The sequence below is a fragment of the Kitasatospora sp. NPDC043950 genome, assembly GCF_056435345.1.
In genome coordinates this window covers 22,268-37,320 of record NZ_JBWKER010000030.1, presented here as the reverse complement: position 1 = coordinate 37,320, position 15,053 = coordinate 22,268, and the positions used below count along the sequence as shown (strand labels likewise).

11 protein-coding genes are annotated in these 15,053 nt (G+C 72.9%); 8 read left to right on the top strand and 3 right to left on the bottom strand.

Annotated features, from left to right (window positions below):
- Positions 1-147 precede the first annotated feature (147 nt).
- The 3 genes from AC07BF_RS20975 to AC07BF_RS20965 form a co-directional block, all read right to left on the bottom strand.
- Positions 148-1,449 (bottom strand): glycosyltransferase, encoded by a 1,302-nt coding sequence (locus AC07BF_RS20975; protein WP_363627657.1) that lies wholly within the window; start codon positions 1,447-1,449, stop codon positions 148-150.
- Positions 1,450-1,716: 267 nt separating this feature from the next.
- On the bottom strand, positions 1,717-3,774 hold the full coding sequence (locus tag AC07BF_RS20970; protein WP_363586915.1) for a glycoside hydrolase: 2,058 nt from the start codon (positions 3,772-3,774) through the stop codon (positions 1,717-1,719).
- Positions 3,775-3,997: 223 nt separating this feature from the next.
- Positions 3,998-4,744 carry a tRNA-dependent cyclodipeptide synthase gene (locus tag AC07BF_RS20965; protein ID WP_478333735.1) on the bottom strand — a complete coding sequence of 249 codons (747 nt, stop codon included), beginning with the start codon at positions 4,742-4,744 and terminating at the stop codon, positions 3,998-4,000.
- Positions 4,745-5,199: 455 nt separating this feature from the next.
- On the opposite strand from AC07BF_RS20965, the gene AC07BF_RS20960 reads away from it, so the two are divergent.
- The 8 genes from AC07BF_RS20960 to AC07BF_RS20925 all read left to right on the top strand — a co-directional run bounded on the left by AC07BF_RS20960 (position 5,200) and on the right by AC07BF_RS20925 (position 14,764).
- Positions 5,200-6,156 carry a sensor domain-containing protein gene (locus AC07BF_RS20960; protein WP_478333734.1) on the top strand — a complete coding sequence of 319 codons (957 nt, stop codon included), beginning with the start codon at positions 5,200-5,202 and terminating at the stop codon, positions 6,154-6,156.
- Positions 6,157-6,215: 59 nt separating this feature from the next.
- Entirely contained in the window at positions 6,216-8,093 is a 1,878-nt protein-coding gene (locus AC07BF_RS20955) for a DNA/RNA non-specific endonuclease (RefSeq protein ID WP_478333733.1), read from the top strand.
- A gap of 52 nt (positions 8,094-8,145) precedes the next feature.
- Positions 8,146-9,207 carry a hypothetical protein gene (locus tag AC07BF_RS20950; protein WP_478333732.1) on the top strand — a complete coding sequence of 354 codons (1,062 nt, stop codon included), beginning with the start codon at positions 8,146-8,148 and terminating at the stop codon, positions 9,205-9,207.
- A gap of 230 nt (positions 9,208-9,437) precedes the next feature.
- A complete protein-coding gene (locus AC07BF_RS20945) occupies positions 9,438-9,701 on the top strand; it encodes a co-chaperone GroES (RefSeq protein WP_363586919.1) in 264 nt (87 codons plus the stop codon).
- A gap of 70 nt (positions 9,702-9,771) precedes the next feature.
- Complete coding sequence (gndA, locus tag AC07BF_RS20940) at positions 9,772-11,217, top strand: NADP-dependent phosphogluconate dehydrogenase (RefSeq protein ID WP_400806629.1); 1,446 nt, start codon at positions 9,772-9,774, stop codon at positions 11,215-11,217.
- Positions 11,218-11,342: 125 nt separating this feature from the next.
- Complete coding sequence (locus AC07BF_RS20935) at positions 11,343-13,112, top strand: amidohydrolase (RefSeq protein WP_478333731.1); 1,770 nt, start codon at positions 11,343-11,345, stop codon at positions 13,110-13,112.
- Between the two features lie 114 nt (positions 13,113-13,226).
- Positions 13,227-13,967 (top strand): SDR family NAD(P)-dependent oxidoreductase, encoded by a 741-nt coding sequence (locus tag AC07BF_RS20930; protein WP_363586922.1) that lies wholly within the window; start codon positions 13,227-13,229, stop codon positions 13,965-13,967.
- A 233-nt stretch (positions 13,968-14,200) separates the two neighbouring features.
- Positions 14,201-14,764 (top strand): hypothetical protein, encoded by a 564-nt coding sequence (locus AC07BF_RS20925; protein ID WP_478333730.1) that lies wholly within the window; start codon positions 14,201-14,203, stop codon positions 14,762-14,764.
- Positions 14,765-15,053 lie beyond the last annotated feature (289 nt).

Sequence of the window (15,053 nt, the reverse complement as noted above, 5' to 3'; positions counted from 1 at the left end):
TGGAATCGGCCCAGCGAGCGATAAGACGACAAGCCGAGTCCAACCCGTGCGGCCGGGTGGGGCAGGAGGCCGGTCGCGCGAGGTGACGGCGTGTCGGCAGATCCCGCCGGTCGGTCCTCCCGAGCACCCGGCGGCGCCCCGCGGCGGTCAGCCGAGCGAGTCCACCAGTTCGGCGATCGCCGTCAGCGGCTGGTGGGCCGCGAGTTCGGCGGCCAGGTCGGCGGCGTTGGCGCGGTAGGCCGGGTCGGCCAGGACCAGGTCGACGGCCTCGCGCAGCTCCGGCTCGCCCGGGCGCCCGGTGCGCAGGTCGATGCCCACACCGCGCCAGGCCACCCGGGCGGCCACCTCGGGCTTGTCCTCGCTGCCGCCCGCGACCACCAGCGGCACCCCGAAGGCCAGCGCGGTGTGGACACCGCCGTAGCCGCCGTTGCTGATCAACACGTCGGCGTGCGGCAGGAGCCGGTCGAACGGCAGGTAGCCGGCGGCCCGCACGTTGTCCGGCAGGCCGCCGAGCGCCTGCGCCAGCAGCTCGGGCCCGTCCGGGCGGACCGTGGCCGCGACCACCAGCAGGTCGGGGCGGTCGGCCAGCGCCCGCACCGCGGGGACCAGCAGCTCGGTCAGGTCGTCATTGGCCAGGGTGCCCTGGGTGACCACCACGACCGGGCGGTCGGAGGCCAACTCCGGCCACCACTGCGGCAGTTCCACCTCGCTCCGGTTCTGCGGCGCCAGCGCGCCGATGTAGCGCAGCGAGGCCGGCGCGTCGCTGCGCGGGTACTCGAACCCCGGGACGGTCAGCTGCAGGTAGTGGTCGGGCCCGGTGACGGCGGCGTTCACCCGTGGCCCCGGCGGCAGTTCGGCCCCGACCCCGGCGAAGACCTCGGCCGCGTACTGCCGCAGCGGCTCACCGCGCAGCGCCGCCTCGGCGTTCAACTCCCGGTTGCGGGCCAGCCCCTCCGGTCCCGCCTGGGGCGCCAGCGCAAGCCCGAAGGGCGCGGTGTCGACACTCTGCAGCATCGGCGGGGACACCCCGATGCCCACCACGGCCGGCCGCTCGCCGCGCGGATGGGCCAGCGCCAGAGCCACCGCGCCGTGGAAGAAGCAGTCACCGAGCACGACCGTGGCCGGGAACTCCGCCAGCAATGCGCGCAGCGCCCGGTACTGCACGGGCACCGGGTCGATGAAGATGTTCCGGGCGTCGAAGGCCAACCGCTGGGGCCCGGGCGGCAGTTCGGCCCGCCCCGGGAAGGAGTCGTTGATCCGGCGGTCGTCGAAATCCGCCTCCGGCGGCAGGGCGACGAAGCGCGCCCCGGTCTCCTCGGCGGCCCCGGCGAACCGCGCCCCGCCGAGGAAGACCACCTCGTGCCCGCGCGCCACCAGGTCGGCGGTGATCGCCAGCATCGGCGCGGTGTGCCCGTGCGCGGGCATGGCGGCAGTGATGATCCTGGACATGTGAAACCCCCCATAGTCGTTCGTCGGCCGGTCCGTACGCACCCCGTGGTCGCCCCCGCGCACCCGGCCCACAGCGCAGGCTAACCCACCACGCCGCGTCCGCCCGGCACCGACACCGGCGGCGGGACGGCGGGGCGGCGGGGCGGCGGGGCCAGGCGGGACGGGCGGGGGTACCCGTCCCGCCGGCTCGTCAGGCAGTCAGGCAGTCAGGCAGTCAGGCAGTCAGGTCCTCAGCTGGTCAGCTCCTCAGCTCGTCAGCCACGGTCGTCAGGAGACCACGTCAGCCGGGCAGAGCCGCTGGGTGCCAGGGCGTCCGCGCACGGTGGCGTCCACGCAGCCGCCCGGCAGGCCGTCGTGGACGGTGGTGCCGAAGTTGGCGGTGACGGTCAGCGTGCCGTCGCCGAAGACGGTCCGCTGCACCAGGTGGTCGCCGGTCAGCCAGCGGAAGGAGGTCAGCTGCTGGGCGCCGGCCGCCTGGTGCAGCGGCGCGAAGTACTGCTGCAGGGCGGCCAGTTCCCGAAGGTTCTGCCCGTCGTGCGGGTCCTTGTCGCTGAGCACGAAGTTGAGCGGGGTGTTGTCGAGCATCGCCAGCAGCGCACGCGTGGTCTTCTGCTCCGGCAGCTTGCTGAAGGGCAGTTCCCAGCGTTCGACGTTGACCAGCGAACCGTGCAGCGCCGTCTCGTACAGCGGCACCCGGTACCGCGGGTCGTACATCGCCTTCAGGGCGGCGGCCACCCGGGCCTGGTGCTCGGGCTTGAAGTCCGTGGTGCGCACCGGCTTGAAGAAGGTGGCGGCGGCCTGTTCCGGGGCGTAGCCGCCCCAGGCGCCGTCGTCCTTGGGGTCCTGCGGCCCGTTGTCGAAGTGCCCGGACTCCATCGCCCACAGCCGCCCGTCCACCGGGGTGCCCGAGCCGTGGTCGAAGGCCAGCACCTGGTTGGCCCAGGAGCCGGCGGACTCCGAGCCCAGGACCAGCGGGGCGGGCCGGCCCGTGGACGCGTCGTACGAGCCGTCCGTCAGGCGCCGCATCCGGGCGAGCCGGTTGGCGCGGTCCTCGTCCATGGTCATCGCGTGGCCGGGGTCGAAGTCCTGGAAGAGCTCGCCCGCCGCGTCCACGTCGAGGAAGTAGCTGTCGGCCCCGTTGGCGACCAGCGAGCGGGTGCGGTCCGCGAGGTAGTGCTGCTGCGGCTCGGCCTGCTCGAACGCCTGCGAGCTGAGGTAGCAGCCCTTCTTGTGGAAGCCGGGTTGCGGTGTTCCGTCGGCCCTGAGGACGCAGAACCGGGGGTAGACGTCGTCCGGCCAGACGGAGTTGGGGGACGAGTCGTCCGTCTTCTGCTGGCCGTTGGCGAAGGAGTCGTACGGCCCGACCAGGTAGCCGGCGGCCTCGGCGGCCTTGACGTCCTCGCCCGTCATCGGGGAGTCGTCGGAGTCGTAGCCGAGCCAGAGCCGGGAGACGCCCAGTTCCTTGAGCCGGTCGAGGTAGGCGGGCCGGCGGGCGCCGCCCCAGGCGTAGGCGTGGAAGGCGCCGAGCAGCTTCGCGGTCTGCGGGTTCTGCTTGATCTTCTCGCTCAGGCTGCCCAACTGCCCGTGCTCCGAAAGCCAGTTGCGGTAGTCCACGGCCGGGGCCACCGGGGAGCCGTCGGTGAGGGAGAAGGCCACGGTGTACGCGCCGGTGCCGTTCCCGGCGGAGAATCCGTGCTCGGCCGTGGCCCGCAGCCGCCCGTCCTGGGAGGCGAACGTCAGCGACGTGCCGATGTCGGTGGGGACGATGTAGCTGACGCCGGCCCGGCCGGAGCGGAGCGTGTAGCCCCACATCGGCATGGACAGCTGCGAGCTCAGCTCCTGCTCCTCGCCGACCAGCGCCCCGTCGGAGGAGTTCCAGAACGGGTCGTCGACGGGAACGGACAGCCCCTCGCCGCGCGGGAGCTGGACCTCGGCGGCGGCCGGATCGGTGGCGGTCACCGGCCACCGCACCGAGGTGTCGCCGCCGCTCCCGGTGAGGGCGGTCCCGGTGAGGGTGACCAGCAACCGGCCGTGATCGGCGCGGACTTCGGCCCGCAGGCCCTTCTCCGGATACGACCAGGCGGCGCCGCTCGCCGTCCTGACCGGGGCGCTCGCCCTGCCCAGCCCCTGGGCTGCCGGAGCGGACAGCAGGACCACCCGCCCGTCCTCGGTCCGGGCCTCGGCCCGCAGCGTGGCCGCGTCGATGGTGGCGGTGCCGCCGCGTACCGGCACGTCGACGCGCCCGTCATGGACCCGCACCCGCATCGGCGAGGCGGAGCTGCCGGTGGCGCTCGCCACGGTTGCGGACACCAGCGCGGTGGCCATGGCGAGGACGAGAACGGCGCGCGGAACGTGCCGGCGGGCGGGGCCCGCAAGGGATGACGTATGAGTACCGGTGTGCATGACACAGTGATACGGAGGACTCCTAAGAAGTCCTTAAGAAACGACCATTGACCACCGGTCATGCTGACGCGGCACCCGAGCTTGGACCTGCTGGTCCGGCGGTCCGGCGGTCCGGCAGAGCGCTCGGTGGGGCGAGGGACGGCCGTCAACGCCTCCGCAGATCGAGCGAGACGACGGTCAGCCGACGCAGTTCCTCCGGGGCGTCCGGGTGCCTCCCGTCGGTGACCTCCGAAAGGGTGCCGAACGAACCGGGGTAGACCATGACAGAAAGGCCTTCCTGGACAAGACACGCGAATATTGCGGACTCCTCCAGAAAGTACTGTGCGGACATTTCGACCCGCCTCTCCAGGTCGGCCTCGGCAAGTTGGCCGGAATTCCTGGTGTGGAAGCTCCGCCCGAACGCGTCCACGGACTCCCGGAAGTTCCGGTCGGCCCGGTGGTAGTCGGTGAGGCTTCGATGGTGCTTTGCGTAGGAATCCCACCGCTGTACTTCGGAGCAGCGCAGGAACGTGAATTCGGTCTGCTCGCGTTCGGCCGCGAACAGGGCCCGGGTGTCGGCGATGAAGCGGTCGCCCAGGGCCAGCGCCCGGGAGAGCGCCTCGTCCTCCGGCAGGCCCCGGGTGGACGCCAGGGTGATCCGGTGGATGCTGTCCCCGACCAGCACCGTGCAGCGGGGGAACCGCCTGGCTATCCAGCGGAGCATCGCGGCGATCTTGCCCGGAGCGAAATTGCCGTTCTCCAGACTGACGCCGAGGAAGCACTGCCCCTGATCCGCCAGTCCGGTCCGCCGGGCCGGAGGGGAGACTGAGTCAACACTCGCCTTGTAGGAGGTTTTCGGTTGATTCTCGGAAATTCCTGATATGCCGACAGGAGTCTGTTCGTAAGGAGGCATGCGAAAACCCCTCCGGGCCATCGAACGAGTGAGCGACGATCGGTACGGGGTCGACGTTAGATTTCGTCTGACTGATCGTCAAATTGCTTCAACTCACCTACGAAACAGGGGCGGTGGGGCATAGGCGTGACAGAGGCCCTGACCTTGACAGACAGCCGATGACAACGGGGACGACCGTCGCGGGGGAGCCGGCGGCCCGTCAGCGCGCGGCGTGTCCGAGGCCGTCGAGGATTCGGCAGACTGGCACTCACCCTGCCCGACGAATGATGTCCACGGTCGTCGCCGACAGCGCACCACCCACCGGCAGCCCCTGGGAGCCCCGATCCTTCGGCTCTGCGCGGCACGACACGGGTTGATCCAACTTCGGGGTCCCGGCTGGCAGTTCTCGATTTCGGCGAAATGCTCAGACGGTCCTCAAATCCGACCGGAAGGTCTTGCCCCGCCGCGTCGGATGAGTGACGGTATGTACCGGCTTCGTTTACAGAGCGCAACCTGAGTCGCCCGGATGGCGGCGTGTCGTGGGGGAGATCAGCGTGGCCGAAGACGCCGACTACATCATTTCGCCGCCGACGGGCCCGGGCGGTGGTGGCCCGGCAGGCGCTGGGGCCCGTCCTGCTGGGCCGCCTTCGGCATCCGGCGCGGCGCCGTCGCCGTCGCCGCAGTCGCAGTCGCAGCCGCCGGTTCCGCAGCACGCGCCGACGGCAGGCCCGGGCAGACCCCGGCTCGCTCGGGTACCGCGCCACTGGCAGCTGATCGTGGCCGCGGTCGTGCCCTGCCTCGTCCTGGCCGGCGTCGGGTGGTGGCTCTGGCCGCAGCAGCCGACGAGCCTGCCGCCGCACGTGGCCGCGGGTACGGTCCAAGCGGACCTCGTGAGCCCTGACAGCGTCAGTCGGCTGGCCGGGACGACGCTGGTCGCCGGCCCGCAGTCGAACCGTCCGCACGCCCCGCTCGCCGTGTCGCCGTCGGAATGCGCCGTCGCGGCGGGACCGACGACCCAGTCGGTCTACGGACAGGCGTGGACCGCGTTCCTGTCGGCGACCTACCAGGACGCGGGGGCCACGGGCGCCTACACCGTGAACCAGGTCATCGGCGTGTTCCCGGACAGCGAGAAGACCGGCGCGGCCTTCCAGGCGCTCACCGACGGTCTCACCAAGTGCCCGTCCTCGACGGTCACCGACCAGGCAGGTCGTACCGCGAAGTGGGCCTACACGGCCCACCCTCCCACCGAGGTCGCCGTGGCGTGGACGGCGGCGCAGGACGGCGCACAGGACGGCGGCGCGCAGTGGGCCTGCCACCACCAGGCGCGGGTGAAGGGCACGAGTCTGGTCCAGGTCGCCGTCTGCCAGGCGGGCGACGGCCAGCCGACCACCGCGAAGCTCGCCGACGAACTCACCGGAAAGGTGAGCGGATGACCGCGTCCCCGTACGGCCCGGCCGCTCGCCGCCGGCGAACCGTACGGACGACTGTGCGGATGACCGTACGGACGGCCGTACGGCGATTCGTTCTCCTGGCGCTGGCGGCCGTGCTGGTGCCGGTCGTCGGCGCGGGAGCGCCCGCGTTCGCGGCCACCGGCGCTGCGGCCGTCCTGGCCCAGTCGGGCGGCGTCGCCCTCCTGGTCCCGTCCGGGGACGTCGCGGCCGCCTCGGCGCAGCTCATCCGGGAGGTCGAGGACTTCAACCGGCAGGAGGCGGAGATCGCGCAGCAGGAGAAGGCCGTGGTCGCCGAGGCGGAACAGATCACCAAGGATGCCGCCGCCCTGCGCAACGACACCGCGGCGTTCGAGAGCAAGGCCGCCGCCGCGAAGCAGAAGGCCGGCAGCTTCGGGACGCGCGCGGCGGCCCTGGCCTCCAGGATCGATGCCCACAACAACAAGCCGCACACCTTCGAACTGCCCGCGCAGGCCGCCGCGTCCAGCGCGTACGACGCCGAGGCGAGCGAACTGAGGACCGAACAGGCGCAGCTCCAGGCCGAGAAGGGCAGCCTGGAGAACGAGCAGTCCCAGCTCGGGCAGGAGGAGTCCAAGCTCAGTTCCAGGCAGTCCCAGCTCAGCGCCGCCGCCAAGGCCCAGGAGGCGAAGGCCAAGGAGCTCCAGGCCAAGGAGCAGCAGCTCCAGCCCCGGGCCCAGCAGTTGCTCCAGCAGATGGCCCAGGCCACCCAGAGCCTCGCCGACAATCCACCGGACCCGGCGGCGGCGATGGACCAGGGCGGTGACGCGGCCGCCCCTCCGCAGCACCGCGCTCACGCCCCGTCCCAGAGCCAGAACCAGCGCCAGAACCAGGGTCAGAGTCAGAGCCAGTCCCAGAGCCGGAGGCGGGGGGTCGACACCGTCGACACGGCCGACGCCGCCGGCACCGCCGACAGCCCGTACCAGCAGCCGCGAACCTCCGCCCTGAAGGCCTACGCGAAACAGGCCGGCACCACCGTCGACATGCGCCCGGGCACGGCGTACCTGCTGCCCGAGGCCGTCGGGCAGCTTCCCGCCGCCCAGGCGGCGCAGCTCGGCAGCCCGTCCATCGCCTACGACGGGCTGGTCCGCAAGCCCGACGGGAACTACACGGCCCTCCAGGTGCAGATGCCGGGGGCTGCCGCGGCCCCCGCCCTGGAGGTCTTCAGAACCGCCATGGACCGCCGGGGCCGGCTCGTCGCGTACAAGGCCGGCGTGAAACTCGTCATCGACGAGATCAAGACCGTCCAGCCGGCGCCGGAGCCCCCGGAGACCGGCCCCGGGAGCCCGTCGCCCTCTCCTTCCGGCAAGGCCGCCTGCCTGACGCAACCCCGGGGCAGGCCGAGCGGCAGCGGATGGATCCTCAACACCGAGCAGCCCGTGCCCAGTCGCAACCGGACCGCGGGCCCGAGCCCCTCCGGCTCCCGGGCCCCCGCGCCGGCCACCAGGGCTGGCAAGGCGGAGGCCTGCCTGACGAACCCCCTGGTCAAGGGGGACGAGGCCGGCGGCGACATCACGGGCTGGGAGGACGCGAACGCGCAGTCCCCCGGCGGCGGCCTCGCCCGCTGCCACCTGATCGCCAACGTCCTCGGGGGAAGGGGCAGTCACAAGGAGGACTGGATCAACCTCGTCCCGTGCTACCAGCTCGGGATGAACATCAAGGGGATCAGCATGAGGATGTTCGAGGCCAGGGTCCAGAAGGAGGTGAACGCGCTGTCCGCGGACGGGGACGCCGCCGTGTACTACGTGGTGACGCCCCTCTACCGGGACGACGGCAGCACGATCCCGTGGGGCGCGAGCATGAGCGCCACGGTTCAGCTGCCCGACGGCGCGTCATGGCCCGTCTTCAACGAGCAGACCCTCCTGAACGTCCCCGGGGACGGCGGGCCCAGTCTGGGGAACTGAGACCGGGAGACCGGGACAGGGGAACCGAGACCGGTACGGCTGGGAGGCCGGAATGACCCGCACCACCCCGCCGAGGCCGGATGACATCGTGGCGGCCTTCCCACGGCTGGCCCCGCTGGCCCGGACGGCGACCCGGCTGCACCCGCGGCCCGGATCGCCGTCCCCGCGGGAGAGCTCGGTCGGAGGTCCGCTGCTGTGGCCCGCCGCCGAGCCGTGGCCGCACTGCGAGGGCACGCACCGGGTGCCGGCCGTGTTGCCGGCGACCTCCCCGGCGGATGTCCGGCTGTTGCGCGAGATCCGGGCGGGCGCCCGGTCCCGGCCACCGGGCGCCCGCGCCTACACCCCGCAGGAGCGCGCCGTGCTGGCTCGGGCCGGCGCCGGCCGCCCGTGCCCGCCGGGGCCGGTCGCGATGCTGGCCGTGGCCCAGCTGTACGTCCGCGAGGTGCCCGACCTGCGTCCGCCCGAAGGCGCGGACCTGCTCCAGGTGCTGTGGTGCCCCTTCGACCACCCCTTCGACCGCCCCTTCGACCGTCCCTGGGGGAACATGCCGAGGACCGAGCTGTTCTGGCGGTCCGCCACCGCGGTCGGCGAGGTCCTCACCGCGCCTCCGCAGCCGCCCGCGATCCAGTACGAGGACTACCTGCCGCAGCCGTGCCTGGTCTCCCCCGAGCAGGTCACCGAGTACCCGCTGGCGGTGGAGCTCGACCCGGACCTGCGCGCGCAGGTCCGGGCGTGGAGCGCGCGGCGGAAGACCGGCGCGGAGCCGGGCAGCGCCTACGACGGGGCGGAGGACGGCTACTACGACCGGGAGTTGTCCGTCGCCCCCGGTTGGAAGGCCGGCGGCTGGGCTCCCTGGAGCTTCACCGATCCCGCTCCGCAGTACTGCCGCGCCTGCGGCTGCCGGATGGACCCGATGCTGACCATCGCCACGAAGGAGCACCGCGCGGACGTCCACAGCTGGATCCCGTACGAGGACCGGGCCGCCGCGAACCGGGACGCCGTCCACCCCGACCCGGCGGCACCGACCATGATCACCGTCGGCGACGGGTACAACCAGCAGATCTACGCGTGCCCGGCGGCCCCGGACCACCCGCACGCCGCACTGCTGCAGTAGCCGGCCGGAGCCGCCGCGCTGCGCCCGGGCCGACGCCCCGCGACCCGAACGGAGTATGCCGCGCCCGGAAACTCGGCAGCGCCCGCCGCAGGCGACGGGCAGCGGGAACGGCCGCGCCGGTGCGTGGACGTCGAGCGGCTGGTGGGGCGGTCGCGGACGCGGATCGGCAGAATCGAGGCGTGGGGGCGGCCCCGGCTGCGCCGCAGGCGGCTACGTGAGAGGACCATGCCATGCCCGACTTCCACCCGAAGCACGATCATCTGATCGTCAAGCCGATCGGGGTTCCGACCCCGCAGGACCCGGAGACGTGGACGGGCGAGGTGGTGGCGGTGGGGCCCGGCCGACAGCTGGGGAGCGGCAAGCCGCACCCGGTGGACGTCAAGGTCGGCGAGAAGATCCTCTTCAACAGGCTCTCCGGTTCGGAGATCCGGGTGGAGGGCGAGGAGTACGTCGAGCTTCCCGAGGACGAGATCCTCGCGCTCTCCGCCGAGTAGTCCCGACAGCCCCGACAGCCCCGAGTCGCTGTACCACCGTGCCCCCGAGACCCCCTTGGAGATTCCCGCCATGACCGAGCAGGCACCGGCCCGGATCGGCGTCACCGGATTGGCCGTGATGGGCCGCAACCTGGCCAGGAACTTCGCCCGCCACGGCTATCGGGTGGCCGTGCACAACCGCACGCTGGCGCGGACCACGGCGCTGCTGGAGGAGTTCGGGCACGAGGGCGAGTTCGTGGCCGCCGAGACCACGGAGAAGTTCGTCGCGGCCCTGGAACGCCCCCGCCTGATCGTGATCATGGTCAAGGCCGGGGCGCCGACCGACGCGGTCATCGACGAGCTGGTGCCGCTGCTCGACGAGGGCGACGTGGTGGTGGACGGCGGGAACGCGCACTTCCTCGACACCAGGAGGCGGGAGGCGGCCCTGCGCCAACGCGGCCTGCACTTCGTGGGCAGCGGCATCTCCGGCGGCGAGCAGGGCGCCCTGGAGGGGCCGAGCATCATGCCCGGCGGCACCCCGGAGGCCTACCGGGTCCTGGGACCGCTGCTGGAGGACATCGCGGCCAAGGTCGACGGCAAGCCCTGCTGCACCCACGTCGGACCGGACGGCGCCGGCCACTTCGTCAAGATGGTCCACAACGGCATCGAGTACGCCGACATGCAGCTCATCGCCGAGGCGTACGACCTGCTGCGGCACGGCGCCGGACTGCAACCCGACGCGATCGCCGAGGTCTTCCGGACCTGGAACGGCGGGCGCCTGGAGTCCTACCTGATCGAGATCACCGCCGAGATCCTCGCCCACACCGATGCGGCGACCGGGAAGCCCTTCGTCGACATCGTGCTGGACCAGGCCGAGCAGAAGGGCACCGGCCGCTGGACGGTGCAGAGCGCGCTGGAGCTCGGCGTGCCCGTCAGCGGGATCGCCGAGGCGGTCTTCGCCCGGGCGCTGTCCGGCAGCGTGCCGCTCCGGCAGGCCGGCCGGGGACTGCCCGGCCCCACCGAGACCTGGCTCGACAGCGCGGCGGCGGACCGGTTCGCGGAGGACGTCGAGCAGGCGCTGTACGCCTCCAAGATGGTGGCCTACGCCCAGGGCTTCAACCAGATCCAGGCCGGCAGCGCGGAGTACTCCTGGCAGATCGACCCCGGTGAGATGGCCGCGATCTGGCGCGGCGGCTGCATCATCAGGGCCCGGTTCCTGGACCGGATCAGGGCCGCGTACGAGGCCGACCGGGAGCGTCCCACGCTGCTGACCGACGCGCACTTCCGGGAGGCGCTCGGCTCCGCGCAGTCGGCCTGGCGGCGGGTCGTCTCGACGGCGGCCCAACTGGGGGTGCCCGCCCCCGGCTTCGCGACCGCGCTCGCCTACTACGACGGCCTGCGGGCGGAGCGCCTCCCGGCCGCACTCGTGCAGGGACAGCGGGACTTCTTCGGCGCGCACACCTACCACCGTGTCGACCGGGAGGGGACCTTCCACACCCGTTGGGAGCTGGAGAGGCGCCCGGAGGAACAGCGCTGAGACACCTGAGACACCCGCAACCACCGTGCGGGAGCGACATACGGACAGACCGGCGCCACAGAAGGTGATTCCGCGGTCACCATGGGTAGGAGCGTGGCGCAAACCCCTACCTCCAGGAGACCCGCATGGCCCAGCAGGCCGACCTCATCCTCCACGGCGGCGAGATCGTCACCGTCGCCGAGAGCACCGGAAGCACCGCGAGCAGCGAAAGTGACGCCCGGCGCCCCGAGGCCGAGGCCGAGGCCGTGGCCGTGGCCGTGGCCGTCAAGGACGGCACGATCGTCTTCGTCGGCCCCCGGCAGGAGGCGCTGGACCAGTGGCGCGGCCCGCACACCGTCGTACGGGACCTCGAGGGCCGCGCCCTGCTGCCCGGCTTCGTCGACGCGCACGGGCACCTCGGCGGCATCGGCCTCCAGGCCACCATCGCCAACCTGCTGGCCGCGCCGGACGGCGACGTCACCGGGCTCGACTCGCTGAAGGACAAGCTGCGCGACTGGGCCGGGAGCACGGTGGGCGCGGACTCCGAGTGGATCGTCGGGTTCGGGTACGACGACGCGATGCTCGCCGAGGGCCGCCACCCCACCCGCGACGACCTCGACGAGGTGTCCACGGACCGCCCGGTGCTCGCCATCCACCAGTCCTTCCACCTCGGCGCGGTGAACAGCCTCGGCCTGGAACGGCTCGGCTACTCGGCCGCCACGCCCGACCCCGAGGGCGGGGTGATCCGGCGGCGCGAACTCGCCGTCCCGCCCGCGTACGGCGAGCCCGACGGGGTCCTGGAGGAGAAGGCGTTCACCCCGGCCTCGGACCTGGCGCTCGCGGGGCTGCCGGAACGGGCACAGCTGATGCTGTTCATCACCGGCGCCGCCACGGCGGCGAGCTTCGGCTTCACCACCGTCCAGGAGGGCGGCACCACCCTCGCCAACCTCAAGGCGCTGCGGGACACGGCCGCCGCCGTGCCGTTCGCGGTCGACGTGGTCGCGTACGTGAAGGCCGGCGAGGCGACCTCCTCCGCACTGGACGACCCGATCGGGGTGAGCGACGAGTACGTGGACGGCGTCCGCGCGGCCGGGGTGAAGCTGGTGCTGGACGGCTCGCCGCAGGGCCGCACGGCGTGGCTCACCGCGCCGTACCTGACGCCGCCGGCCGGTCAGCCCGAGGACTACTGCGGGTACCCGGCGGAGCGGGACGACGCGGTGGTGGCCAAGCAGGTCAGCACGGCGGTCGAGCGGGGCTGGCAGGTCCTGGCGCACGTCAACGGCGACGCGGCGATCGACCAGTTCCTCCGGGCGGTCGAGGCGGCCGGGCCGGGCCGGCGCCCGACCGTGGCCATCCACGCGCAGACCGCCCGCGAGGACCAGGTCGAGGCGTTCGCCCGGCTGGGGATCGTGCCGTCCTTCTTCTCCATGCACACCTACTACTGGGGCGACTGGTACCGCGGGACCGTCCTCGGCGAGGAGCGGGCGGCCGCCATCTCCCCCGCCCGCTGGGCGCTCGACCGCGGCCTGCGCTACACCTCGCACCACGACGCGCCGGTGGCGCTGCCCGACTCGATCGCCGTGCTGTCCAGCCAGGTGACCCGGCGCACCCGAACCGACGGGGTCGTCCTCGGACCGGAGCAGCGGGTGTCGGCCCTGGAGGCGGTCCGCGCGATCACCCTCGACGCCGCCCACCAGTACGGCGAGCAGGACCGCAAGGGCAGCATCGAGGTCGGCAAGCTCGCGGACCTGGTGATCCTCAGTGCCAATCCGCTGACGGTCGACCCGGAGGCGATCCGCGACATCGAGGTCGTCGAGACGATCAAGGCCGGAACGACCGTCCACCCGCCGGCACCCGCCGCCCGGGCCTCCGCGACCCCGGCCACCGCGCCCACCCCGCAGTGGGGCTGCTGCTGAGCGTCCGGAGCCGGGCCGGGGAGCTTCCGACACACGCATTCCGACACGAGACGAGGGCGTAGAGCAATGGTGTCAACCACGCAGCAGGGGCGCTTCGCAGGCAAGGCGGCCGTCGTGACCGGTGGGAGCCGCGGGATCGGCGCGGCCGTCGCCCGGCGGTTGGCGGGCGAGGGCGCGGCCGTGGCGATCGGCTACCGGGGCAACCAGGAGGCCGCGGACGCACTGGTGGCCGAACTCGCCGCCGCGGGCGGCCGGGCGATCGCCGTCCGGGCCGACGTCGCGGAGCCGGAGCAGATCGCGGCGCTGATCGAGCGGACGGTGGCCGAGTTCGGGCAGTTGGACGTGGTCGCCTCCTGCGCGGGCATCGAGTACTTCGGCGCACTGGAGACCATCACGCCGGCCGACTTCGACCGGGTCTTCGCGGTGAACACGCGCGGGCAGCTGTTCACCGTGCAGCACGCCGCGCCGCATCTGCGCGAGGGCGGCCGGATCGTGCTGACCTCCTCGGTGAGCGCCGGCAAGGCCGTCTTCCACCACACCTTGTACGCGGCCAGCAAGGCCGCCGTGGAGTCGATGGTCCTGAACCTCTCCGCCGAGCTGGGCACGAGGGGTATCACCGTCAACGCCATCGCCCCGGGCGGGACCGACACGGACATGGCCGCCGAGAGCGCGCCGCACTACGTGCACCCCGACCTGGCCGGCACGCAGGACCTGGCGCGGCTGCTCGGCACGCTGACCGCACTGCGGCGGCTGGCCCGGCCCGAGGAGGTGGCGGCGGGCTACGCCTTCCTCGCCTCCGACGACGCCGCCTACATGACCGGCCGCACCCTCCAACTGGACGGCGGGACGTTCTGAGCGCCCCGCGCGGACCTTCTCCAGGGAACCGGGGCCAGCCGGCGGGGGCGGGCCGGTGACGCGGGCGGGCCGGCGGGGGGTGGCAGGCGGGAAGCTGCCGGTGGATCTGCCGATCGGCGGCGCGGCGCGGACCTAACGTTCGGTGCGGCGCCGGACGCAGCGGGGCGGGCGCCGCAGGAATCCCCCGCTGGCTCGTCAACTCCGCTGTCCCCGGAAGGACTTCAAGCCCACCCATGTCCAGACTCCGCTCCCGGGTCGCCGCCCTGGCCGCCCTCGCCACGATCGGGTTCGGCGCCCTCACCACGGGTACCGCCGACGCCGCCCAGGCCGCCGCCCCCGCCCCGGCCCAGGCCGCCGTGACCGCCGCGCCGTCCGAGCCCACCCACATCCCGATGAACAGCCTGCTGAACCGCGACCAGGCCTGGTACTCGCCGAACGGCCACATCATGCTGGCCATGCAGGGCGACGGCAACGTCGTCCTGTACCGCGACACCACCCCGATCTGGGTCGCCAAGGGCGCCGTCCCCAACGGCAACGTCCTGGTCATGCAGGGCGACGGCAACCTCGTCGTGTACTCCGCCGCCAACGCCCCGCTGTGGGCCAGCAACACCGGCGGCAACCCCGGCGCCGAACTGGCCGTCTACAACGAGGGCGCGATCGCCGTCCAGCTGAACGGCAAGATCCTGTGGACCAGCGCCCCGTCGACGCCGACCCTGCCCAAGTGCCCGCCGTGGGGCCCGCCCTACCCGGGCCAGGTCACCTGGCCGTGGTGCCCGACCTGGCCCTTCCCGAGCTGACCCCCACCCCGGACGGTCACGCGACCGGCCCGTGCCCCCGCCGCCCGAACGGCGGCAGGGGCGCGGGCCGGTGCCGTGACGGTCGACCGGCGTACCGGCCGGCGGCCGTCCGCGCCTACGCGTCGGGCCCGTGGATGTCCTGGAGCGCGAGCCGCAGCAGCACGTGGTCGGCGACGGAGCGCCAGCCGCTGTCGACGGTCAGCGAGTGCGCACGGTCGGGGAAGTGTTGAGGTCGCTCGTCGCCGTCGAGTCGTCGTACAGCTTGTACACCGAGCGGGTGACACTGTCG

What these genes read in the sequence shown, in the direction of transcription:
- AC07BF_RS20975 (WP_363627657.1), bottom strand. Translation starts at nt 1,449, where the DNA reads ATGTCCAGGATCATCACTGCCGCCATGCCCGCGCACGGGCACACCGCG.
- AC07BF_RS20970 (WP_363586915.1), bottom strand. Translation starts at nt 3,774, where the DNA reads ATGGCCACCGCGCTGGTGTCCGCAACCGTGGCGAGCGCCACCGGCAGC.
- AC07BF_RS20965 (WP_478333735.1), bottom strand. Translation starts at nt 4,744, where the DNA reads ATGCCTCCTTACGAACAGACTCCTGTCGGCATATCAGGAATTTCCGAG.
- AC07BF_RS20955 (WP_478333733.1), top strand. Translation starts at nt 6,216, where the DNA reads ATGACCGTACGGACGGCCGTACGGCGATTCGTTCTCCTGGCGCTGGCG.
- AC07BF_RS20950 (WP_478333732.1), top strand. Translation starts at nt 8,146, where the DNA reads ATGACCCGCACCACCCCGCCGAGGCCGGATGACATCGTGGCGGCCTTC.
- AC07BF_RS20945 (WP_363586919.1), top strand. Translation starts at nt 9,438, where the DNA reads ATGCCCGACTTCCACCCGAAGCACGATCATCTGATCGTCAAGCCGATC.
- gndA (WP_400806629.1), top strand. Translation starts at nt 9,772, where the DNA reads ATGACCGAGCAGGCACCGGCCCGGATCGGCGTCACCGGATTGGCCGTG.
- AC07BF_RS20935 (WP_478333731.1), top strand. Translation starts at nt 11,343, where the DNA reads ATGGCCCAGCAGGCCGACCTCATCCTCCACGGCGGCGAGATCGTCACC.
- AC07BF_RS20925 (WP_478333730.1), top strand. Translation starts at nt 14,201, where the DNA reads ATGTCCAGACTCCGCTCCCGGGTCGCCGCCCTGGCCGCCCTCGCCACG.